The sequence below is a fragment of the Ruegeria sp. CDSC021 genome (genome assembly GCF_059610845.1).
This window is the reverse complement of record NZ_JBXWOK010000018.1, coordinates 16,189-38,757: the sequence shown is the minus strand read 5'-3', so window position 1 is coordinate 38,757 and position 22,569 is coordinate 16,189. Positions and strand designations below refer to the sequence as shown.

General features: G+C 59.3%; 20 protein-coding genes. 4 read left to right on the top strand and 16 right to left on the bottom strand.

From position 1 onward, the window contains the following. Nucleotides 1-89: 89 nt before the first annotated feature. The 8 genes from ileS to AC2FGB_RS19095 form a co-directional block, all read right to left on the bottom strand. A complete protein-coding gene (gene ileS, locus AC2FGB_RS19130) occupies nucleotides 90-3,002 on the bottom strand; it encodes an isoleucine--tRNA ligase (RefSeq protein WP_496694657.1) in 2,913 nt (970 codons plus the stop codon). Between the two features lie 163 nt (nucleotides 3,003-3,165). Beyond that, nucleotides 3,166-5,859 (bottom strand): DUF2339 domain-containing protein, encoded by a 2,694-nt coding sequence (locus AC2FGB_RS19125; protein ID WP_496694656.1) that lies wholly within the window; start codon nucleotides 5,857-5,859, stop codon nucleotides 3,166-3,168. Between the two features lie 95 nt (nucleotides 5,860-5,954). Then, nucleotides 5,955-6,434 carry a DUF2269 family protein gene (locus tag AC2FGB_RS19120; protein WP_496690495.1) on the bottom strand — a complete coding sequence of 160 codons (480 nt, stop codon included), beginning with the start codon at nucleotides 6,432-6,434 and terminating at the stop codon, nucleotides 5,955-5,957. Continuing rightward, nucleotides 6,434-7,741, bottom strand: a complete 1,308-nt coding sequence (locus AC2FGB_RS19115; RefSeq protein ID WP_496690480.1) for an SDR family oxidoreductase — start codon at nucleotides 7,739-7,741, stop codon at nucleotides 6,434-6,436. Before AC2FGB_RS19115 ends, AC2FGB_RS19120 begins: the two co-directional genes overlap by 1 nt. 91 nt (nucleotides 7,742-7,832) lie before the next feature. Then, nucleotides 7,833-8,543: a VIT1/CCC1 transporter family protein gene (locus AC2FGB_RS19110; RefSeq protein WP_281973820.1), complete on the bottom strand. Its 711-nt coding sequence runs from the start codon at nucleotides 8,541-8,543 to the stop codon at nucleotides 7,833-7,835. 54 nt (nucleotides 8,544-8,597) lie between these two features. Further along, entirely contained in the window at nucleotides 8,598-9,587 is a 990-nt protein-coding gene (locus AC2FGB_RS19105) for a YcjF family protein (protein ID WP_142640202.1), read from the bottom strand. Beyond that, nucleotides 9,580-10,035, bottom strand: coding sequence for a GNAT family N-acetyltransferase (locus tag AC2FGB_RS19100; RefSeq protein ID WP_271952301.1), 456 nt, complete (start codon nucleotides 10,033-10,035; stop codon nucleotides 9,580-9,582). The genes AC2FGB_RS19105 and AC2FGB_RS19100 overlap by 8 nt, the downstream gene beginning before the upstream one ends. Next, nucleotides 10,032-11,444 (bottom strand): YcjX family GTP-binding protein, encoded by a 1,413-nt coding sequence (locus AC2FGB_RS19095; RefSeq protein WP_496694655.1) that lies wholly within the window; start codon nucleotides 11,442-11,444, stop codon nucleotides 10,032-10,034. Before AC2FGB_RS19095 ends, AC2FGB_RS19100 begins: the two co-directional genes overlap by 4 nt. Nucleotides 11,445-11,552: 108 nt before the next feature. Here AC2FGB_RS19095 and truA point away from each other — a divergent pair, with 108 nt between their 5' ends. After that, complete coding sequence (gene truA / locus AC2FGB_RS19090) at nucleotides 11,553-12,320, top strand: tRNA pseudouridine(38-40) synthase TruA (protein WP_281973824.1); 768 nt, start codon at nucleotides 11,553-11,555, stop codon at nucleotides 12,318-12,320. Here the strand turns inward: truA and AC2FGB_RS19085 are convergent. The 5 genes from AC2FGB_RS19085 to AC2FGB_RS19065 form a co-directional block, all read right to left on the bottom strand. Continuing rightward, nucleotides 12,317-13,219 carry a nickel/cobalt transporter gene (locus AC2FGB_RS19085; RefSeq protein WP_142640132.1) on the bottom strand — a complete coding sequence of 301 codons (903 nt, stop codon included), beginning with the start codon at nucleotides 13,217-13,219 and terminating at the stop codon, nucleotides 12,317-12,319. The genes truA and AC2FGB_RS19085 overlap by 4 nt on opposite strands. Continuing rightward, a complete protein-coding gene (locus AC2FGB_RS19080; protein WP_496694654.1) occupies nucleotides 13,204-13,851 on the bottom strand; it encodes a DUF1007 family protein in 648 nt (215 codons plus the stop codon). The genes AC2FGB_RS19085 and AC2FGB_RS19080 overlap by 16 nt, the downstream gene beginning before the upstream one ends. A gap of 73 nt (nucleotides 13,852-13,924) precedes the next feature. Continuing rightward, nucleotides 13,925-14,713, bottom strand: a complete 789-nt coding sequence (locus AC2FGB_RS19075; RefSeq protein ID WP_496694653.1) for a thioesterase family protein — start codon at nucleotides 14,711-14,713, stop codon at nucleotides 13,925-13,927. Nucleotides 14,714-14,739: 26 nt separating this feature from the next. Then, the gene (locus AC2FGB_RS19070; protein ID WP_496694652.1) at nucleotides 14,740-15,975 is read right to left on the bottom strand and encodes an acyl-CoA dehydrogenase family protein; all 1,236 of its coding nucleotides are present in this window, start codon (nucleotides 15,973-15,975) and stop codon (nucleotides 14,740-14,742) included. Nucleotides 15,976-16,164: 189 nt separating this feature from the next. Further along, the gene (locus AC2FGB_RS19065; RefSeq protein WP_496694651.1) at nucleotides 16,165-16,521 is read right to left on the bottom strand and encodes a hypothetical protein; all 357 of its coding nucleotides are present in this window, start codon (nucleotides 16,519-16,521) and stop codon (nucleotides 16,165-16,167) included. 174 nt (nucleotides 16,522-16,695) lie between these two features. Between AC2FGB_RS19065 and AC2FGB_RS19060 the strand changes: the two genes are divergently transcribed. From AC2FGB_RS19060 to AC2FGB_RS19050, 3 genes are all read left to right on the top strand, one after another. Then, nucleotides 16,696-17,529 (top strand): bifunctional allantoicase/(S)-ureidoglycine aminohydrolase, encoded by an 834-nt coding sequence (locus AC2FGB_RS19060; RefSeq protein ID WP_496690486.1) that lies wholly within the window; start codon nucleotides 16,696-16,698, stop codon nucleotides 17,527-17,529. Nucleotides 17,530-17,610: 81 nt separating this feature from the next. After that, on the top strand, nucleotides 17,611-17,931 hold the full coding sequence (locus AC2FGB_RS19055; protein WP_142640120.1) for a hypothetical protein: 321 nt from the start codon (nucleotides 17,611-17,613) through the stop codon (nucleotides 17,929-17,931). A gap of 54 nt (nucleotides 17,932-17,985) precedes the next feature. Then, nucleotides 17,986-18,972 carry a type I glyceraldehyde-3-phosphate dehydrogenase gene (locus AC2FGB_RS19050; RefSeq protein WP_496694650.1) on the top strand — a complete coding sequence of 329 codons (987 nt, stop codon included), beginning with the start codon at nucleotides 17,986-17,988 and terminating at the stop codon, nucleotides 18,970-18,972. 40 nt (nucleotides 18,973-19,012) lie between these two features. Here AC2FGB_RS19050 and AC2FGB_RS19045 read toward each other — a convergent pair whose 3' ends face one another. From AC2FGB_RS19045 to puuE, 3 genes are all read right to left on the bottom strand, one after another. Beyond that, complete coding sequence (locus tag AC2FGB_RS19045; RefSeq protein ID WP_496694649.1) at nucleotides 19,013-20,440, bottom strand: nucleobase:cation symporter-2 family protein; 1,428 nt, start codon at nucleotides 20,438-20,440, stop codon at nucleotides 19,013-19,015. A gap of 63 nt (nucleotides 20,441-20,503) precedes the next feature. Then, on the bottom strand, nucleotides 20,504-20,986 hold the full coding sequence (locus AC2FGB_RS19040) for an ureidoglycolate lyase (protein WP_281996058.1): 483 nt from the start codon (nucleotides 20,984-20,986) through the stop codon (nucleotides 20,504-20,506). After that, nucleotides 20,983-22,401, bottom strand: a complete 1,419-nt coding sequence (gene puuE / locus AC2FGB_RS19035; RefSeq protein WP_496694648.1) for an allantoinase PuuE — start codon at nucleotides 22,399-22,401, stop codon at nucleotides 20,983-20,985. The genes AC2FGB_RS19040 and puuE overlap by 4 nt, the downstream gene beginning before the upstream one ends. Nucleotides 22,402-22,569 lie beyond the last annotated feature (168 nt).

Sequence of the window (22,569 nt, the reverse complement as noted above, 5' to 3'; positions counted from 1 at the left end):
TGCGGATCCGGATCTTCATCTGGCCAAAAATACCTCGGAGCGCGAGGCAGAGCCTCGCAAAAGACTCCGCCTCTGCCGCAGAACGTCGACTAGTTCAGCGCGTCGTTACAGCGCCCGCACACGCCGTCATGTGCATGGCGCCCCACATCAGGCAGGATTTTCCAGCAGCGCTGACATTTCTCACCCTCAGCCTTTTCGAACACCACGGCCACGCCCTCGATTTCCGGCACGCGGAACGCCTCGGCCGGGGCCGGATCTCCGGTGACGGTCAAACCGGACGTGATGCACATGTCATCGACGTCAAACGTTGCCAGAAGATTGCGGGTTTCACCATCTTCGACATGCACGATCGGTGCGGCCTCAAGGCTGGAACCGATGACCTTATCCTGTCTCTGAACTTCGAGCGCGGCAGTCACAGCGCGGCGGACCCGGCGGATCTTGGCCATGCCAGCCTCAAGCTCGGTATTGCGCCAGTCGGCAGGCGTATCCGGGAAGTCCACCAGATGGACCGAGCTGTCGTCACCCGGGAAACGCTCCAGCCAGACCTCTTCCATAGTGAAGACCAGAACTGGGGCCAGCCATGTGGTCAGACGGTGGAACAGTATATCCAGCACGGTGCGCGCGGCACGACGGCGCAGATTGTCGCCGTCGCAATACAGCGCATCCTTGCGGACGTCGAAATAGAAGGACGACAGATCAACGGTTGCAAAGGTGAACACCGCACTGAACACGCCCTGGAAGTCGAAAGACGCATATCCTTTTCGCACCTGTTCATCCAAATCGGCCAGACGGCTGAGCACCCAGCGTTCCAGGCGCGGCATATCCGCAGGGTCCACCCGGTCGGCCACAGAAAAATCAGCCAGCGAACCCAGCATGAACCGCATGGTGTTGCGCAGCCGGCGATAGCTGTCAGCAGTGCCTTTCAGGATTTCCGGTCCGATCCGCTGGTCAGCGGTGTAATCGGTCTGTGCCACCCATAGACGCAGAATATCGGCACCATATTGCTTGATGACCTCTTCGGGCACGATGGTGTTGCCCAGCGATTTGGACATCTTGTTGCCCTTGGCATCGAGCGTAAAGCCATGGGTCACCACGTTGCGATAGGGCGCGCGGCCCTTGGTGCCGCAGGCCTGCAGCATGGACGAATGGAACCACCCACGATGCTGGTCGGTGCCTTCCATATATACATCGGCGATGCCGTCCTCGGTGCCGTCCTCACGGTCGCGCAGCACAAAGGCATGGGTCGAGCCCGAATCGAACCAAACATCCAGAACGTCGAACACCTGATCCCAGTCATCCGGGTTATAGTCATTGCCCAGGAAGCGCTCTTTCGCGCCGTCAAGATACCAGCAATCGGCCCCGTCCTGTTCAAACGCTTCTTTGACGCGCGCATTCACGCCAGGGTCGCGCAGCAGAAAATCGGGATCGGTCGGCAAAGCGCCCTTCTTGGTAAAGCAGGTCAACGGTACGCCCCAGGCGCGCTGGCGCGACAGAACCCAGTCTGGCCGGGCCTCGATCATGGAATACAGGCGGTTGCGGCCGGTCTGCGGGGTCCATTTCACCAACTCGTCGATCGAACGCAGGGCGCGTTCGCGGATGCTATCGCCCATTTCGCCCATGCCGTCGTCCAGTTTGCGGTCGACCGAGGCAAACCATTGCGGCGTGTTGCGATAGATGATCGGAGCCTTCGAGCGCCAGGAATGCGGATAGCTGTGCTTGATCTTTCCGCGCGCCAGCAACCCGCCAACCTCAACCAGCTTATCGATCACGGACTTGTTGGCATCACCCTCACCGCCCTTGCGGGACAGGATGTATTTGCCGCCAAAGAACGGCAGATCAGCGCGGAACGAACCATCGTCCATCACGTTATAGGTGATGACCTGCTCCAGCATGCCAAGATCACGGTAGAGCTCAAATTCCTCCATCCCGTGCGACGGCGCGCAGTGAACAAACCCCGTTCCTTCGGTGTCGGTCACGAACTCAGCCGCGCGGAAGTCACGGATGTCGTCCCATTCGCCATTGCCGCCCTTGGCCCCGGCCAGCGGGTGGGCCAGTTGGACAGATGACAGCTCATCTGCTGTGACATCACGGACGCGGGTCCACTGGTCGTCGTTCAAGCGGGCGCGGCCCAGCACATCAGCGGCCAGATTGTCCGCCAGCAGGAACTTGTCGCCAACAGCAGCCCAGCATTCCTCTGGCGCATCAGTGACTTCGTACAGCCCGTAGGAGATGTCCTTGCCATAGACCACAGCCTTGTTCGACGGCATGGTCCAAGGTGTCGTCGTCCAGATCACAACAAACGCGTCATCCAGATCGCCCGCATTCACAACCTTGAACTTCACCCAGATGGTGAAGCTTTCCTTGTCGTGATACTCGACCTCGGCTTCGGCCAGCGCGGTTTTTTCAACCGGCGACCACATGACTGGCTTGGACCCCTGATAGAGCGTTCCGTTCATCAGGAACTTCATGAACTCATCCGCGATCACAGCCTCGGCGTGATAGTCCATGGTGATGTAGGGATCGGCCCAGTTGCCGGTGATGCCCAGACGCTTGAACTCTTCACGCTGGATGTCGATCCAGCCCTCGGCGAACTTGCGGCATTCCTGACGGAAGTCGACAACGTTCACCTCGTCCTTGTTCTTGCCCTTCTTGCGATACTGTTCCTCGATCTTCCATTCGATCGGCAGACCGTGACAATCCCATCCTGGCACATAGCGCGCGTCGTGGCCCATCATCTGATGGCTGCGCACGATCATGTCTTTGATCGTCTTGTTCAGCGCGTGACCGATATGAAGGTGACCGTTCGCATACGGAGGGCCATCGTGCAGGGTAAAGGGCGTGCGGCCCTGTTTTTCACGCAGGCGGTCATAGACACCGATCTCTTCCCAACGTTCCAGCCATGCGGGTTCGCGTTTGGGCAGGCCTGCGCGCATGGGGAAATCGGTTTTCGGCAGGTTCAGCGTGTCTTTGTAATCAGGTGTTTGGGTCGTGTCGGCGCACATTGGGGGCGTCCTTTGGATGTTCTGGTCGTATTGGGATCGAAGCGGTCGGTGCGAGTTCTCAAACACCTTTGCCCGGCGTCTCAGTGGTCAGAGCGCCGGGGAAATAATTCGAATAATGATGGCCAGACGGGCATACATGGCCGCGCTTATAGGACGCCGACAGCTAATGGTCCAGAGGTTCCGCCCCTTGTGGCGATTGGCGCAGCTTTGCCCAACGATTCAGCCACGCCAAACCGGCCAGTGCAAGCCCCAGCGCCAGCAGCGAAAAGACCCGGATCAGGCCGCCCAGCCCGGCGATGTCGATCAGAAATACCTTAGCCACGGCCAGTCCGATCACAGCCAGCCCCACTTTGCGCAACAGGTCGGACCGACGGGCCAAAGATTGATAAAACAGCGCCGCACCTGCAATCAAAAGGGCCAAGGTATAGGTGTAAAGCTCTGGTTGGCTGACCCCAGCCTCGGCATACATGCCATCGGGACCCTGCCAGAAATGACGAATAGAAGCACCCAACCAATATGCTGCAAGCGCACCCGCAAGACCGAAACAGCCCTGCCGCAACCAAACCGGCATCTGTTCAATGCGCCAGGCTGACATGGCAAGGACCCCGGCAGGAAGAAGGTAGGCTATGGCAAGCGTGTTCATCAGCGCAGGTCCCAACACGGGATCACTGTGCAGATAAAGAACAGGATTTGCCTCGGTCAGCGCTTGCGCAAGTCGGAACAGGGCATGGGCGGCAAAGAACGCCGCCAGCCCATAGCGGACATAGTTCAACGGCCCGCCCAAATCGAACCGCCGTATCTGTGCCGCCGCCAACAGCAGCCAGATCACTGCCATCAGGCCCAACCCCCAATGGCTATCCTCCATCCCGCCTTGACCGAACCCTTCCAGCCATCGCAGCAGCAGCAATGACAGCAATATCCCCGCGGTTGCCCAGGCTGCGCTTTCCAGTAGCAAGATTGCAACGGGGCGGTTCAATCCCCGGATCAGGCCCCAGGCGAGAACATATCCAAGGGTGGCGGCGCCATAGACCAACGTCATTTCACCGACCGGCACCGTATTGGCCCAGTACAGGCCCGGGTTCAGGATCAGCCGCACAGTCACCGTGAAGACCCCGGCCCAGATAAACCAACTGAGCTGAGGCAGGTTGAACCGACGATCCAGCGCGGCAGCGGCTACAACGGTCACAACCAGCGCAATCGTCAAGGCGCCAGAACTCAGCACGATGACACAGGCAAATGCAAGACAGGACAGCGCGGATAACGTGGCCAGCGCAGGACGTATACGTTGTTCACCATCCACGCGCGCATAGCGTTCGGCAAAGACCACCATCAAGGCACCCAGAGCCATTGCGTGCAGCCCCCAGAAATACGCGCCCAAAACCTCGGCCGGGCGCCAAGCGATTTCAAGCGCGATGGCAAGTATCGGTGCGGTTATAACCGCCCCAGCCGCCCAGACCACGCCATAGCGCCCCTGCTGCATCGACCGCCACGCCGCCGCAACCGACAGGGCTGCACCCAGTGCCACAAGCAATGTCACGACAAAGGGAAAATCCGCCTCGGGGGTTTCGGCATAGGTCTCAGCAAAACGCTGTGCGACTTTGCCCCGATCCCACCCCTGGAGAAATACGAGCCAGACAAGGCCAACAATCGAGAAAACACTGATGTCCTGAAGCGCCCTCGCCCCGCTTGTCCAAACGGTCATCGCAAAGGTCAGACCAGCCAAAAGCGTCAGGCTCAACCAGAACTCACCGGCAGAATCCGGCCAGTGCAGCGCCAGGATGGCCGAGCTGACCGCAACCGCACCAAATGCCAGACGCGTCGGAAACTCGGGCCATGCCTCGCCGCTTTGGCGTCGGATCATTTCGCTGACCATCGGGCCGGTGTGATCAGGCCAAATTCGCCGGACCGGAATCGCAATAGTGATGAGCGCAAAGGCGGTGATGCAGGTCAGATAGCCCGGCTCTGTCATCGGTTCCGACAGGACCAGCAGCAGACACGAAGAATAACCTCCGACCAGTGTCAGAACCGAAATCCACGCCCATCGGCGGACGGTGTCTATGCCCAGGCCCAGAACCGTTATGGTTAGGAAGTAGCCATATAACCAGGTCGGATCATCCGAAGAGCCACCGACCAAGAACGGGGAGGCAAAGGCACCTGTCAGTCCGACAGCTGCCAATAGCGGACCATGGAACCAACCCAAAACCAACCCGACAGATGCAACGCCAATCATGGCGACAAGCGCAAATTCAGGGCCGATCAAGCCATATAGTTGCCGCGCCGCCAGAACACCGCCAAACAGTGTGACCAGCCCCGCGCCTGAGAACACCGAAGGCAAATAGGCGCTCGCGGAGTCCACGCCATCGCCATAGCGCCTGCGAATGACCTCTCCGCTGACAATCAGCGCCGCGCCAAACAGCAATGCGGCAACGACACGTGCCGACGGCGGCAGTAACCCGTTCTCGACGCCGTATTGCACCAAAAAAATTCCCGCCAGTGCCAGCGACAGTGCCGAAACGACATAGAACCAGTTTTCCTGCAGCCATTCCTGCAGCAACGCGAAACGGTCAGAGCTGAAAACCAGTGCTTCTTGAGGAGATTGCGGGGGGATTGGCTGTTCGGTCTCAGGTTGGTCGGCTATCGGCCACACTGGAGGCGCTTTGGCCGGAATTGTCTGCGCCTTGGACTCGGGCTCTGTCGCGAGTTCTGGTTCAGTATTGGTGCCATGTTTCAGTGACAGGATGTCCGCCTCTAACTGGACGACCCGCCGCCGCAACCGAACCTGACTGACAAGCAGCAGCACAATGGTCAAAGGAATAGCCAGCGCAACCAACGCAAGAAGGACCAGAAGGGATTCCAACCTGTTTCTCCTATCAAGTTCTCTGCAGGCTAACCTGATGCATCAGGTAGAAACAGTCCGGAATACCGTCCTGCATACCGCGACACGGCCTGAAATCAAAACAGGTCTATTGAAGGGCGGGAAACCATCAGCCAGACTATGGCCAAAACGGCCAGAAATGCGGGGATCCCACATGCAAACCAAAGCCGGAACAATATGAAATACGAACGCGGCAAAGCAGCATCGCGATCTGCCGCCTCTTGCGCGAAGTTCCGCATCTTTATCTGCATCCAGACGACCGGCAGCCAGAAGACCCCGGTCAGGACATACAGCAATAGTGACAGCAGCACCCACCCTTCGACCAGTGACCAGCCCAATCTGAAGGCCAGCAAGCCACCTGAAATTGGCTGCAAAACAACGGCGGTTGTGGTGAACAGCATATCGGCCAGCACCACGATTGCCGCCGTCTGGGCGATGAAACGCGGGTCGCGTGACCGATGGGCCATCAGCATGAAGAATGCGATTCCGGCCCCGGTTCCCAACAAGACGCAGGCCCCGATCACATGAAACCAGCGCAAGATCAGATCCGGGTCCATCATCGGCTTTTCACCATTGGCAGTGCGACCAGAGACAACATGATCGCGGGCATGACCTTAACAAGCGGTCCAAGCGGGTCGAGCCACAAGACAGGAGCCGTAATTGAGGCCGCCAATAGGTAGAAAACCGCCACACAAAGTTGAGCGATGCAGGCGCGTTCTGCCCATGGTCGCCAAAGGATCGCAAGCCCCAGAAAGATATCGACACATGACCAGAACAGCACGCTGGCCACAGCGGCACCACTGGTCCAGCCTGCGACGGTTAGGACTTGTGTGGCTTGCGGCAGGCTCAGCAATCCGAAAACACCTGAGAGAACCCAGAAAAGGCTGAGCACCGCAACCGTCAACGGCATCAGCAACGACATCCGTGCAGCCAACCTGTGTTCGCGGGAACAGGCCATGCTGCGATAAATCTCGGGCATCGAACCCATGGATTCGCCTGTCACCCTGCGAAAAGGGGCCGGGTCGCCAAGAACTCCGGTAGCCATGACCGTCATTGCGTTGCTGCGAAGGGGCGAACGCCACCCCAAGCGCCCAAGTTGATCGGCGCAACCGGCGGCGAACTTAGCAACCACAGCCGGTGCCGTTATCCGAACACGTGCCTTAGGGAACCCCATCCAATGGCGGGTTTCGTCCAGAACCTCGGACAGCGAATGAGCCTGATCCTCGACCAGATCATAGGTACCCTGTGGCAACGTCTCATCAACGGCCGCCGCCACGGCGCTGCACAAATCGGCCATTCCAACACATTGAACCAGCGTCTGCGGATAGGCGATCGGTTGCACAAGCGGAATTGCGGCCAGCATGCGCAACAAGGTCGTTCCACCATAGTCAGTCTGTCCGATCACAAGGCCCGGCCTTAGAATCCACAGCGGCACACCACTGGCCTGCAAGGCGGCATCCCCGGAGGCTTTGGTGCGCATGAATTCCGTGTCTGCCTCTGGGCTGCTTCCGGTTGCAGAAATCTGAACCAAAGCAATCTCGCGCGCGGCGCAGGCCTGCCCGAGGGCGGCAATCGCAGTGTGATGCACCGCCTCAAGATCGTCCTTTGGTCCGTCCTGCAACGCCCCGGCGCAGTTCACGATACAATCAAAACCTGACAGAATTTCCAGCCAATCGTGTGGGTGCGTGAGCTGGCGCAAATCTCCCTGAGCCAAAGACATCCCGGGCAGGATTTTCTCACCCAGGTTTGTATCGCGCACAAGGCCGCATACATTGGCATCTCGATCCGAAAGAGACCGCATCATCGCCGCGCCGATAAACCCATAAGCGCCTAGAACAAGTATATTTTTCCCAGAACCTTGCATCGGGCACCTAACCTGCTGAAGTTGCGCCCCAACCTAGCGGGTCGAGCGGCAGCCGTCTGCGGCACCGGGCAAACTGCGACAATTCCGACCGCTAGGGGTGAAACAGTGAACCGACGAAATAGGCGATTGCGGCAGCGGCCCCACCAATCAGCAGCGTTTCGATCCCTGACCGCCACCACGGAGCCAGCGACCAGCGGCTTTTGAGGGCACCAATGGCAAAGAAAACACCCATCGTCATCCAGGCCGAAGCAGCAAATGCCCGGTCCACCGAAAACAGAAACGGCAAAAGCGGAACCATGCCGGCCACAAGAAAGGCAAAAAACGTCGCCACCGCAGCTTTGCGCGGATGCGGATCGACGCTGCCCAGGCCATATTCTCCCTCGATCATCAGGTCGATCCAGTTGTCATGGTTTTCCGTGATCGCATCGGTGGCTTCGTCCAGCACACGGCCCGACAGTCCTTTCTGGGCTAAAATCTCGCGCACCTCGTTCCGTTCACCATCGGGGTAAAGATGTATATGACGCTCCTCGATCGCGCGAATGCGCCGGATGTTATCCAGTTCAGCCTTGGTGCCCGAGTAATTTCCCGCCGCCATCGAAAACCCGTCAGCCAGCACATTGGCCAGCCCCAACGCTATGATGATGAACGGTGACAGCCCCGCCCCGGCAACGCCCGCAACGATGGCAAAAGTGGTGACTGATCCATCGATCCCGCCGTAAACCACATCACGCAAAACGCCACGCCCCGGCGGCGCGTTGATACGTGCCGCGATTTCTTGCTGGCTGTGTCCATGGTCTGTCATGGGTGCCTCCTGCTTTGTTATGATGCGCGGCTGGCAGGAACGCTTTGTCTCAGGTCAAGTCTTCGAAAACAGCCCCGCCAGCGCACGCTTGATCATCGACCGGGTCGAGGGCTTGTGACGGTCCGAGAACGGTAAAGGACGGCAGACCTCCATCGCGGCCACGCCGACGCGCGCGCTAAGCGCCCCGTTAACCAGGCCTTCGCCAAACCGCCGCGACAGTTTGCTCAGGACAGACCCACCCAGCACCGGTTCAAGCAAGTCGTCGCCCATTGCCACCGCGCCGGTTGCGACCAGATGCACAAAGACCGCCCGGGTCAGGCGCCAGCTGCCCAGAAAACCGGCCCTTCCACCATAGATCTCAGCTATGCGCCGGATCATTCGCAACGAGGCTGCCAAAGCCGTCGCCACATCCGCAAGAGCCAAAGGAACCAGAGCGGTCACCGTCGCGACCTGACGCGCTGCGGCCTCGACTTCTCGACTGGCAGCGGCATCCAGAGGGGCCAGCAGCTCGTCCTCGGCCAGAGCCATCAGATCCGAGGCATCGAAAGGCTCGGCGATACGTTCGGCCAGCCTATCGCGGCCCCATCGAACGTCCTCGCGCCCGTTGTAAAATGCCAACAACCGGTTGGTTACGGCGCGGGCTTGCGTCAGATCCGCCTCTGCCAACGCGGTGTCTGCGGCGCGACGGATTCCATCAACACGCGAAAGCCGCCCGATCGCGGCAAGTTCTCGCAAAGCGATGATCAGGGCAACCAGCAGCAACGCGCCAATCAGGCCAGTTACGACCCATCCCAAAACCGGCGCGCGCAACAGCAAAGCGGTCACAAAATCCCATGCCGCCACCGAGACAACCGCGCCGATGACCGCCGCCGCCAGTCCCCAGAACCAGCGTGACAGGGCCGACGGTTTCCGTGCAGCCAGACGCGCGGCGGCCTGCATCGCCTTCCCCTGTGGTTCGCCCGCATCCGGAACGGGCGGTGCCAAAGCGACATCCGCAACAGGTTCCTCGGGATCAAGATCGATCAGAACTGGACCCTTAGCCATCAGAAGCCCTTTCTCTGTTCCAGACAAATTTGATGTCCGGCAGGTTTTCGTCATTATCGGCCCCGTCACCGCGGGCAATCTCTGCAAATCCGTTGCGCTCGTAGAATCTTCGCGCGCCATGGTTGGCCTGAAAGGCGAACAGGGACAGCTTTTGTCGGCCAGATTTCGCCTGATCCAACAGGCGCTGCCCGATGCCCTGATTGCGCGCTGACGCACGCAGGTAAAGCGAATGGACCTCTGAACCATTCAATGCCAGAAAACCAACTACACCATCCTCGTTTTCAGCAACGGTGATCCAGTCGCGATCAATCATCACGCCGCAAAAGGCGATGGTTTCGGCACAGGAATGCAGCTCTGGCATCCACTCATTTTCACAAGCAAAACCATGCAGGATTTTCCCCGTCGCGCCAGCATCCGTGCTGCGCGCAGGGCGGAGCGTTACGGTCATAGCCGGTCTCCGATCAGGAACTGGGCCGCGCGATCAAGCCGGATATGGGGCGGGCCGTCACCCGATCGCAGGGTCAGGTTCGCAGGCGCAAAACTCATGAACCCATAGTCTTCGCCCAGCCAGCTTTCTGCTCCGCTGCGGGCTGCCCCCAACAAATGAGCCGGGTCTTCGGGCAACTCACCGGGGTAGAAGGCCGCCTGCTTGCCATCAAGCAAAGTGCCCCGCACGCAGGCAAGCGGCACTCCTTCATGGGTTCGCATCTCTTCGGTTGTTGCCCGCAAAGCCGCCAGTGACACAGCCGAGGTCTCGGCCCCGGCAAAACTGGCGCGGTCACGGGCGTCGCGTGTCAACGCCTCCATGATGCTGGTCAGACGTGGATGCTGCAGGTGGTGCAAATGATCGGCCTTGGTGGCGGCAAACAAAATGCGCTCGACCCGTTTGCCCAGAAGATACTGGCTGAGCCACGCGTTGCGCCCCGGACGGAAGGCCGACAGGATATCTCCCATCGCCAGGCGCATATCCTCAACCGCTTTCGGCCCTTTGTGAATCGCACCCAGCGCGTCGACCAGAACAACTTGTCGATCGATCCGGGCAAAATGTTCGCGAAAGAACGGTTTGACCACGCGCAATTTATAGGCTTCGTAGCGCCGCGCCATTTCGCGGTGCAGGCTGTTACGGGTGGCGACCCCTTCGACTGGCAGCGGCGCGAAGGTCAGAACCGGTGATCCCGCCAGATCACCCGGCAACAGGAACCGCCCCGGCGTACAATCGTAAAACCCGGCATCGCGCGCCATGTTCAGATAGCCCGAGAACGCCTGCGCCAAAGATTGCGCCACCGGCTCATCATGTTTTGCCTCTGGCGCGACCGCTTTGGCCTGCGCCAGAAACTCTTGTGCCTCGGCCCGCTCTGTGATGCGGTTCAGCGTTTCGGTTGACCAGTCGTCATATGATTTGTCCAGCAGGGCCAAGTCCAGCAACCATTCGCCCGGATAATCTACAATATCCAGATGCACGGTTCGCGGCCCCTTCAGGCCAGACAGCAGACCGGCAGGGCGAACCTTGAACGACAGGCGCAACTCGGACACGGCGCGGGTGCTTTCGGGCCAATGCGGGTTTGTCCCGGTCAGCGCAGCAAGATGGTTTTCATAGTCGAACCGGGGCACGGTATCATCCGGCTGCGGCTGAAGGTAAGCTGCGTTGATCCGTCCCTCATGCTGCGCAACAAGGCCCGGCATTCGCCCACGGTCCAGCAGATTTGCAACAAGCGAGGTGATGAACACCGTTTTGCCCGAACGCGCCAACCCGGTGACACCAAGGCGGATGACCGGCTCGAACAGAGCTTCGGAAACGCTGTCGCCCACGGATTCCATGCCGCGCACAAGACTGTCTGCCATAGATGAGATGACCAAGCCGTCGCCCCGCTTTTATCGTTTCGCTCAAGATAGGTAGCCACCGTCCGACATGCCAGCGCTTTCCGGCCCCTTGCCCGCCGCCGCGCAGCACGGTACCAGCGGCCCATGCCCAGATACGCGTTGAAAGTCGAATATCACGGAAAGCCGTTTGCCGGGTGGCAAAGGCAGAAAGATCAGCCCTCGGTTCAGGGGGCGATCGAAGAGGCTTTGTCGCGGATACAACCGGGAGATCACACGATCGCTGCGGCGGGTCGCACCGATGCCGGTGTCCACGCGCTAGGACAGGTCGCCCATTGCGACCTGATCAAGGAATGGGACCCTTTCCGACTGTCCGAAGCGTTGAACTATCACCTCAAGCCGCAACCAGTGGCCATCGTGAAAGCCGCACGGGTGGACGATGACTGGCATGCACGGTTCTCGGCGCTTGAACGGCAATATCTGTTTCGCATCCTGATGCGCCGCGCGCCTGCAACCCATGACGCGGGGCAGGTTTGGCAAGTCAGTCACCCGTTGGATATTGATGCGATGCAGGCCGCGGCGGACATGCTGATCGGACGGCATGATTTCACCACGTTCCGGTCCACGATCTGTCAGGCGGCCAGCCCGGTCAAAACGCTGGATGAGTTGCGGGTGGAACAGGTGCAGGGCTTTTCAGGCCCCGAGGTTCATTTCCACGTCCGGGCACGGTCGTTCCTGCACAATCAGGTGCGCAGCTTTGTCGGCACTCTGGAACGTGTCGGCGCCGGGTCCTGGACGCCCGAAGATGTGCGAGAGGCACTGCAAGCTGAGAATCGCGCCGCCTGCGGGCCGGTTTGTCCGCCGCAGGGGTTGTATCTTGCGCGGGTCGGCTACCCGAACCCGGTGTTCGACTAAAGCGCGCGCAGCAACAACCCGCCAGCTATCACCGCTATCAGCAACCCGGCGACCAGCTCGATGGTTGGGGCCAGCACCTGTGCAAACCGCGTCGCTGAGGCCGAGGCCAGCATCCCGCCGCGCAGACCGAATGAGGTCCACCCGACCAGAGTGGTCACTGTCGCAGTGCCCAGCGCCATGCAGAACGCCCCGGCGATGCCAACGATGGCGATGCCCATCTGCCAGGTCAGGATCAACACAAACAGCGCCCCGGTACAGGGGCGTGCGGCGATTCCAGCGATCAGCAACGCCGCCTCGCGCAGGCTACCGACCTGCGCCACCTCATCCGCAGACGGACCATGCCGGTGGCCGCAATCCGAACAGGTTTCGTGATCGTGGTGATGATGATCTGCGCCGTGATCCCGGCTACGTTTGGCAAAGCTCCGCAAGGCGCGAAACACTAGCCAAAGCCCGATCGCAGTGATCGCCCCATAGCTGACTGGGGCCATGATTTGCTCCGTAGTGTCGACCAGTCTTTCCCGAGACATCTGGAACACCAGCACACCGGCATAGACTAGAACAATCGCGGTTACGGCCTGTCCAAGGCTGGACAAAACACTGATCGCTGAAAGCCGCCAGAACGCCACACGCCGACCAAGCCCATAGCCACCGATCAGGACCTTGCCATGCCCAGGACCGATGGCGTGGAAGAACCCGTAAGCGAAGCACACCGTCAACAAAGTCATGACCGCCTGAGGTTGTTCGGCGCGGGCAGCGCGCAGAGACCGCGCAATCTGGTTCTGAAATGCACGCTGTTCACCGGCAGCCCATGCCGCAAGTTGGTCAAACCCGCCGCTGAACCAGAACCAGAGCAGAACTCCGACCGCCAGAACAAACGGGACAATCAGGTATTTGGACATGAAATACGGATCTCGGTTGCAAAGTTTTCGCCCACCATCGGGATGTCATTTTCCTCAAGGTCGTAATTGGCATCCAGCGTCAGCAGAAACGCCTGCATTTGGGCAAGCTGCCCGTCGACATCCGGTTCAACCCGATTGATCTGGCAGGTTTTACCCCCCGAAACCGTCACCGGGCGCGTCAGGTCATAGGCGGTATAATAGGTCTCATCAAAAGCCTTGGCGGATAAGGCGGTGGCCGGTACAGGCCCACCTTCGACACTGCGCAGATGCGAGGTCACGATGCGCCCGTCCTCCATCAATGCTTTCGGCTCCAGTGGGCCAGAAAGCGGCAATACCTCAGACTCGGACCAGACGACCAGATCGCCGTTATAGCCCTGATCCCACTGCGCATCGAATCCGGACAGGAAATCCTGTTCGCTTTCACTGAGAAGACCGTCGCCATCCTGATCCAGCTTCATGTCCTCGAGGACAAGCAAAGAGTAAAACTCGTCATAGGCCCAGGTCACACGGACATGGGTCAGCTGCCCCGAAGCGTCCACGACGAATTCCAGCCCCGTGTCGATAAAGACATGCGGGTGCGTCATCGCCGGGATCGGCAAACAGCAGGTCACTAGGGTCACAAGCCAGCGCATGGGCGAAAGATAGGGTGTCGGCCTGCGCCCGGCAATCCCATTTGGGCCGGGCGCGCAGAAGCTGGCCGATGGCTCAGGCAGGTGGGAACAACACAAGGGTCTGCAGGGCTGTTCCAACCGGCCCTTCGGTGTCATACAAAACCGATTGCGACATGCCGATACCCGAGGGCTGCCAATGGCAGACAGACTCGGAGGCCAGCCAATCCGAGACCGGCTCGCGGTGCACCTGAACCGTCAGATCGGTATTCATGAACCCCATCTCGGTTGTTGGGGCATTCCACGAAATGCCATTGCCGCAATCAGCCAGTGGACACAGCGCCTGAATCGGAGATTGCACCTCGTCCCCAAGCAGCGGAGGCGTGCGCATCCAGATCGTTTTGGGACCGACGCCCTGATTTCCACCCTTGGGATAGAGGACATCGGAATAGGTCGCGAACCCAGGAAGATCGTGCCGAATTTCGCCGATGGGAAATGGGCCGTCCACCGAGTCCGCCAGTTGCGGAGATGAGAGAGCGACATTGGGAACCGGGCCAAGGTCGCGGCGGGCAAGGTGCATAGTTGTGGCTACGGCGCATAAAGTGTTGTCCAGATCGTGCACAGTAACCCGAGTGGTCGCTAGCGTTCTGGTGTGCCGCGTCGTCTCGGCCGCAACCCGCAACCCGGACAGGGGCAGCGGGCGCAGCAGATCGACCGTCAGCCGGGTCAGCATCTTACCGGGACCAATTTCAGATTCCGCGGCGCGCACGATCAGACCGCTGACCGGACCAGCATGGCAATGTTCGGCAGACCACGGGCCCCGCGCCGGGTCATTGCCGACAAAATCCCCATCCGCGCGAAGTCTGAAATAAGGCAACCTGGACATGTCAGATTTCAAGACCACTTGGGACCTCAGACCTTTTCCTGTGTATGCTTTTTCAGCTCGGTCCGTGCGACCTGACGACGATGCACCGCGTCCGGCCCATCGGCCAGCCGCAGGGTCCGTACATGCGTCCACGCGGTCGCCAGCGGCGTGTCCTGACTTACCCCTTGCCCGCCATACATCTGCACCGCCTCATCAATCACCTTCAATGCGACCCGCGGGGCCACGACCTTGATCTGGCTGATCCACGGGGCCGCCGCGCGCGCATCGCCCTGATCCATGTACCAAGCAGCCTTGAGGCAAAGTAGCCGGGCCATTTCGATCTCCATCCGGCATTCGGCTATAATATCGAAATTCGCCCCAAGCTGCGCCAGCTTCTTGCCAAATGCTTCGCGTTGCAGCGACCGTTTGCACATCTGCTCCAGGGCCATCTCTGCTTGCCCAATAGCGCGCATACAGTGGTGAATACGTCCCGGCCCCAATCGACCCTGAGCGATCTCGAACCCGCGCCCTTCGCCCAGCAGGATATTCTCGGCAGGCACCCGGACATTGGTAAAGCGAATATGCATATGCCCGTGCGGCGCATCATCATGGCCGTAGACTTCCATCGGGCGCAGCACCTCGATCCCGGGCGTTCCCGCCGGCACCACGATCATCGACTGGCGTTTGTGAACAGGCAGGTCATCACCGCCCGTCCGGACCATGACGATATAGACCTTGCACCGCGGATCACCGGCGCCTGAGGCCCACCATTTCTCGCCATTCAGAACGTAGGATTCGCCGTCCAGCACACAGGACATCGAAACATTGGTGGCATCTGACGAGGCGACATCCGGTTCGGTCATCAGATAGGCCGAACGGATTTGCCCATCGAGCAGCGGCTTGAGCCACTCTTGCTTCATCTTTTCGGACCCGTACCGCTCGAATACTTCCATGTTGCCCGTATCTGGGGCTGAACAGTTGAAGATTTCGGCACCCAGCGGGGTCTTTCCCATTTCTTCAGCAAAAAAGGCGTATTCCACAGTTGTCAAACCCAGCCCTTTTTCACTGTCGGTCAGCCAGAAGTTCCACAATCCCGCCGCCTTGGCCTTGGCTTTCAACCCTTCAAGGATATCCGCCTGCCGGTCGGTATATTGCCAGCGGTCACCTTTGTTGATTTCAGCATGGAACTCTTCTTCCAGCGGCATGACTTCATTTCGGATCATCTCTGTTACGCGGGTCAGCAGTTCGCGGTTTTCCTCGCGCAGGCCGAATGACATGTTCATGAGTTTTCTCCTCCGCCCCGACACGCGGGCATTACCTTTGGGCCGAGAATGACTTAGCCACCGTCATGATGTCCAGTTGGGTGACGGGACGTCACCCACCCCATATGAGATTAAACGGGTGCAGTAACCGGAGACTGGCGACCGTATAGCCGTCAATAACCTGCGTCGCGCGCGGGTGTAGCAACCCAATTAGGGTGTGAAAATCCAGTTACCATTGGCATCCTGGCACCTGCGGGTTCTGATCTCACGGGTCTGCTCGGAACTCGGAGGTCGGATAAAATGCTGCAGATGCACGCAATTATCGCGGACCTCGCGCACACGGACGGTGCCCTTGGCCCCGGTCTCGGTGCTGATCCATTCACTTTCGGCACCAACCTGCGGCAAACCACTGCCCAGCATGGTGTCTGTGGTTGCACTCAGCAATGTGAAATCATCCGGGTTCAACCCCGACTCTGCGATGATGCGAGACAGCGGTTTCGCGCTGCCGGCAACACCAATGCTCAGCACCAGAACACCTGCAACTAATAGTGATCCCCAAATTCTCATACCGCCTCGCAATTCTGCAACCAATTTACATTCAAGGATATACCCGCGAAGGCACAGGGCCAAGCCCTAGTCTGCAACCTTCAAATTATCCCGAAGAAACCTATTGCAACTCTGACGCTAGGCCATGCCGAGCGTCCCTCGCATAGTGCACGAAACACGAACCAGAGGCATTTGATGGCACACCCGACTTATTATGCGCCCCATGGCGGACACCCCGGACAGGACACCCTGTTAACTGATCGCGCCATGTTCACCGAGGCCTATGCCGTTATACCCAAGGGTACGATGCGCGACATCGTCACCAGCTATCTGCCCTTCTGGGAAGACACCCGCCTGTGGGTTCTGGCACGCCCCCTTAGCGGGTTCGCCGAAACCTTTTCGCAATACATCATGGAGGTCCAACCCGGTGGCGGTAGCGATACGCCCGAAACGGACCCCGCAGCGCAGGCGGTCTTGTTCGTTGTCGAAGGGGCGGTCACATTGACGCTTGAGGGAAGTGTTCACGTTTTGGAAACTGGTGGATATGCCTATATCCCAGCTGGTTCCAAATGGGCGTTGCGCAACCATACGGAGCAGCCAGCGCGGTTTCATTGGGTTCGAAAGGCTTATGAGGCAGTGCCCGGCCTGCCCAAGCCGGACCCGATCATCACCAATGAACAAGAGGTCGCCCCGATCGAAATGCCGGGCACCGAGGGTCGCTGGGCCACAACACGTTTCGCGGATCCGCAAGACCTGCGCCACGATATGCATGTCAACATCGTGACTTTTGAACCCGGTGGCGTGATCCCATTTGCCGAAACGCATGTGATGGAGCACGGGCTGTACGTGCTGGAAGGAAAAGCCGTCTACCGGCTGAATCAGGACTGGGTCGAGGTCGAAGCCGGAGACTTTATGTGGCTGCGGGCCTTTTGCCCTCAGGCCTGTTATGCGGGCGGTCCCGGGCGGTTCCGATATCTGCTATACAAAGATGTGAACCGCCAGATGCCTCTTTCACCAGGCGGGCGCTAGGGTAAATTCGGCCTTGGCGGGACTGGGCAAGCGCGGTAATCTGGTGGAATAACAAACGGTTTTAGTTCAGGAGATTGTACGATGGCACTGCGCAATGTAACGCTGGCACTGGCGGCTGCAATCGGCCTGACGGCCCTTGATGTGACCCCTGCAACCGCCAAAGAGACGAATACCGTCAACGTCATGAGCCGCACCTGGGCCATTACCCAGGTTTCGGAAGCTCCGGTCGTATACCGTGCCACACGTGATAACAACAATCTCAACCCATTCGGCCCCCCGCCCCGGCTGCGCACTATTCAGGCCATCGCGGCGATTCAGCAGGCAACCGGGTGCAAGCCGATTGTGGCCAGCATGTACCAGAACATCTCGGGCCAGTTCTTTTCACAGGTCAGCTGTAACTGACCCGGACAGGAAACTGGCATTGAGGTTAATCCAAGCCACTGCCATAGCTTGCGCATGAAACTCGCAATTAACGGATTCGGCCGCATCGGCCGCACGATTTTGCGGCAGCTTCTGGCCATGCCGCTCGGTCACGACATCGAACTGGTGCTGATCAACGACATCGCACCGCTAGAGACCTGCGCCTATCTGTTCAAGTACGACAGCACTTTTGGGCCCTATCCGGGCAAAGTGGAACAGGGAACTGCGCAACTGGTTGTCGATGGGCACGCTATTCCTGTTACACACAGCCCCAACCTCAGCCGGGTTGATCTGTCCGGTGTAGATGTCCTGATGGACTGCACCGGCGTTGCCCGGACATCGGATGTTGCTAGTCAGGGCCTGACCGCAGGGGCAAGGAAAGTACTGATTTCCGGCCCCTCGCCTGCGACCGAGGCCACAATCGTTCTGGGTGCAAATGAGGATCAGCTGGGCAATGCGCGGATCGTGTCAAATGCCTCTTGCACCACCAACGGGCTGGCTCCGCTGGTCAAGGTTCTGGACGGGATCGCTGGTGTCGCGTCGGGCCATATGACCACCATTCACTGCTACACCAACAGCCAGCCGATGATCGACGCTCCGCGTGGTGATCTGGCACGGTCACGCGCCGGAGCGCTGTCGATGGTCCCGACCACCACCAGCGCTATGCACCTGATAGACGAAGTCCTGCCCCATCTGGCCGGGCGCATCTCGGGCGCGGCGGTCAGGGTGCCTACGGCAAGCGTTTCCGCGGTTGATCTGATTGTGACGCTGAAGCGCGGCCTGAGCGCCTGCGATTTTGAAACCGCCCTGCTTGCAGCCGTTGCAGAGTCTCCCGTTCTGGGTTGGACGGATGAGCCGCTGGTGTCGTCCGATTTGCGGACGCGGCCGGAATCTCTGATCATCGCAGGGCCAGAAACCCGGCAGATCGGCGAAACTCAGGTTCGTGTTTTTGGCTGGTATGACAATGAATGGGGGTTTTCAGCCCGCATGCTGGATGTCGCTCGTATGATGGCCGACACATAGGCGGACCGCGACCTAACGCGATCCGCCGATTTTCATTTGGTTACTTGCCGGGAAGGCTGCCCGACCCGTGCCCCGACATGCCGCCCGAAACTTCTTCGGTTGCCTCATCGGCCAACTCATCCGGCAGGATCAGATTCAGCACGATGGCGATCAGAGCCGCAGGCAGCAGCCCGCTTTTCATCAGGATGCCCAGAGTATCGGGCAAGTGTTGCACCGCACCCGGCTCGAGCTGGAGGCCGAACCCGATTGACAGCGCGATGGCAAAGATCACCATGTTGCGCCGATTCCAATCCACATCGGACAACATCGAAACACCCGCGGCGACAACCATCCCGAACATGACGATGACGCCACCGCCCAGTACTTCGATCGGAACGGTACGGATGATCGCGCCAACCTTGGGCACCAGGCCGCACAGGATTAGAAACAAGGCGCCGATGGTGACGACATTTCGGCTCATGACGCCGGTCATCGCGATCAGCCCGACATTCTGGCTGAACGACGTGTTGGGTAAGCCGCCGAACACGCCCGCCAGGGCCGAGCCGACGCCGTCAGCATAGGTTGCACCGGTGATTTCCTTGTCCGTGGCTTCGCGCCCGGCTCCGCCTTTGGTCACACCCGACACATCCCCCACCGTCTCAACTGCCGAAACAAAGGCCATCAGACAGAACCCGATTATGGCGGCGAATGAGAACTCGAACCCATACTTAAAGGGCACAGGCAGGGCGAAAGTTGCAGCGCGGCTCCAGCTTGTTCCGATTGCCTCAAACGTGATCATGCCAACCATCAGGGCATAGACATACCCAACCGCAAGACCAATCAGAACGGCAGAAACCGAAAGCATTCCGCGGGTAAAGAACTTCAGCCCCAGCGTTACCACAACCACGACCAAAGCAGCCGACCAGTTCAGCGCCGAGCCGTATTCAAGCGTTCCAATGGCCGGAACCCCTCCGGCGGCGTATTGAATGCCGACCTTGACCAACGCCAGACCAATCATTGTCACCACAAGGCCTGTGACCAGAGGTGGCAAGGCAAAACGGATCTTGCCAATCACCGTGCCCAGCAGGGCATGGAACACCCCACCGATAATGACACCGCCAAATAATGCGGCCAGACCATCGACGCCTTTGCCAGCAACCAGCGGGATCATGATCGGCAGAAACGCAAAGCTGGTGCCCTGAACAATAGGCAAAGCCGCTCCTACCGGGCCAATCGTCACCGTTTGCAGCAAGGTCGCGACGCCGGCAAACAGCATCGACATCTGGATCAGGTACAGCAGTTCGGGAAAATCGGGGGAGTTCGAACCGAACCCGAACCCGGCGGCCCCTGCAACGATGATCGCAGGCGTCACGTTCGAAACGAACATCGCCAGAACATGTTGAATGCCCAGCGGAACTGCCTTGTGCAGCGCCGGGGTATAATTTGGATCCCGAAGCTGTTCGGGTGTCCCTATTGAAGTGTCAGCCATGAGTTACTGTCCTCTCTGTCAGATTCACGGGGGTCTTACCGCTTATGCTGCGGCTTCATTTGGCTACGACACCACCTGAAAAGGGGTATCGAACCAGTATTCTTCCAGGTTGGGCCCATCGCCGATCCGATCAACAACGGCGAACAATCCAGGGCCATGCAATGGTGTCAAAACGCCGTGCCACGTCCCACGATGATAATTCACCGCCTGACCGGGCCGGGTGACAAAGGCACACGGCTCGCCCGGCTGCCCGTCAACATCTGGTGCTACAACGACCAGAAAGGGTTGATGGGTCATGGGAACAAAGGCCTGACTGCCATCAGGATGCCGTTCAACCATATCCAACTGGTACGGCAGGGTTCGGGGGTTGGCGTTGAACAGGCTGATCCCGGCGCGGCCGCCCGCGAAATCAAGGGCCGCCCGGTCATGAAAACGCCCGCACTGGCCCTGGTTGATGATCTTGTCCGGGTCGCCCGATGCCTCGATCACATCTCCGAACGGGGCAAAAGCGTCAGGCGTTAAAGGAACAGTCCGGATCTGTTTCATGAAGGCAGCACATCCCTCAGGCGGAATTCGGCAATACGCTCGACCTGTCGGCAGGCCTCGGCGAATTCGGTTTCCCGGTCCTGATCTATCCGCCGCTGAAACGCCTGCTGGATAGAGGCTTTGTCATGATCACGCACAGCAATAATGAAGGGAAATCCGAACTTGTCGGTATAGCGCCTATTCAGATCGGTGAAGGCATCGCGTTCGGCATCCGTCAACGCATCCAGCCCCGCCGAGGATTGTTCCGCCGTGCTTTCCTGCGTCAGTCGCTTGGCCTGTGCCAGCTTGCCTGCCAGATCCGGGTGCGCGGTCAGCACGCCCAACCGCTCCTCATCCGAGGCCGAACGGAACATGCGCGTCAGTGCGTTGTGCAACCCGCCGGCAGTATCGTGAGCCGCGCCGAGTTCCAGCCCATGGGCGCGCTCTGCAATCCACGCCGAATGTTCGAAGATCCCGCCATAAGCGGCTACGAAAGCGTCCCGCGCCATTTCTGACGGCTTTGGACCTGAAACAGGTGGGTGCTGCGCTGCCCAATGCTGGGCGATCTGCAGACGGGTCGCGAACCAGACATCCGCGTGCCCACGCGCATAATCCAGAAACCGTTTCAGCGCCATGACCCGACCTGGACGACCGATCAGGCGGCAATGCAGACCAATCGACAACATCTTGGGCGCACCGGCTTCACCCTCGGAATAAAGCGCGTCGAAACTGTCTTTGAGATAGGAATAGAACTGATCGCCCGAATTGAAACCTTGCGGCGTTGCAAAGCGCATATCGTTACAATCGAGCGTATATGGTACGATCAGCTGGTCCCGGCCAGAGACCTGCATCCAATAGGGCAGATCATCCGCATAGGTGTCCGCCACATAGGCAAAGCCCCCCTCTTCGGCCACCAGACGCACGGTGTTCTCGGAACACCGGCCGGTATACCAACCATAGGGACGTTCCCCCACGACCTCGGTATGCAGGCGGATAGCCTCTTCTATTTGAGCGCGCTCTTCCGCCTCAGACATATCCTTGTGTTCGACCCATTTCAGGCCGTGACTTGCGATCTCCCAACCTGCGTCTTTCATGGCGGCAACCTGATCGGGCGACCGTGCCAGCGCCGAAGCGACACCGTAAACGGTTATGGGCAAGTCCTGCATCAAGCGGTGCAGACGCCAGAACCCTGCCCGCGACCCATATTCATAGATCGATTCCATGTTCCAATGACGCTGGTCTGGCCATTGCGCTGCGCCGACAATCTCGGACAGAAAGGCCTCGGACGCGGCATCACCGTGAAGCACGCAGTTCTCGCCACCCTCTTCGTAGTTCAGCACAATCTGAACGGCCAGATTTGCTCCGCCAGGCCACTGGGCGTTTGGCGGGTTGGCTCCGTATCCGATCATGTCACGGGGATAGCGAGGGGGCTGCATGAATGTTCCGTCTCAGTTGTGTTACACTACCTACGCTTTACCGCAGAATTGGAAGCAGTATTATCAAATCAATCCGAACGCTGTTTCCTTTTCTTTCGGCATTCCCAAAGTCTCGGGTTTCGCCCCAGACTGCGTCAAACAATACTCGATTGCAGTTTGCGGTTTTCA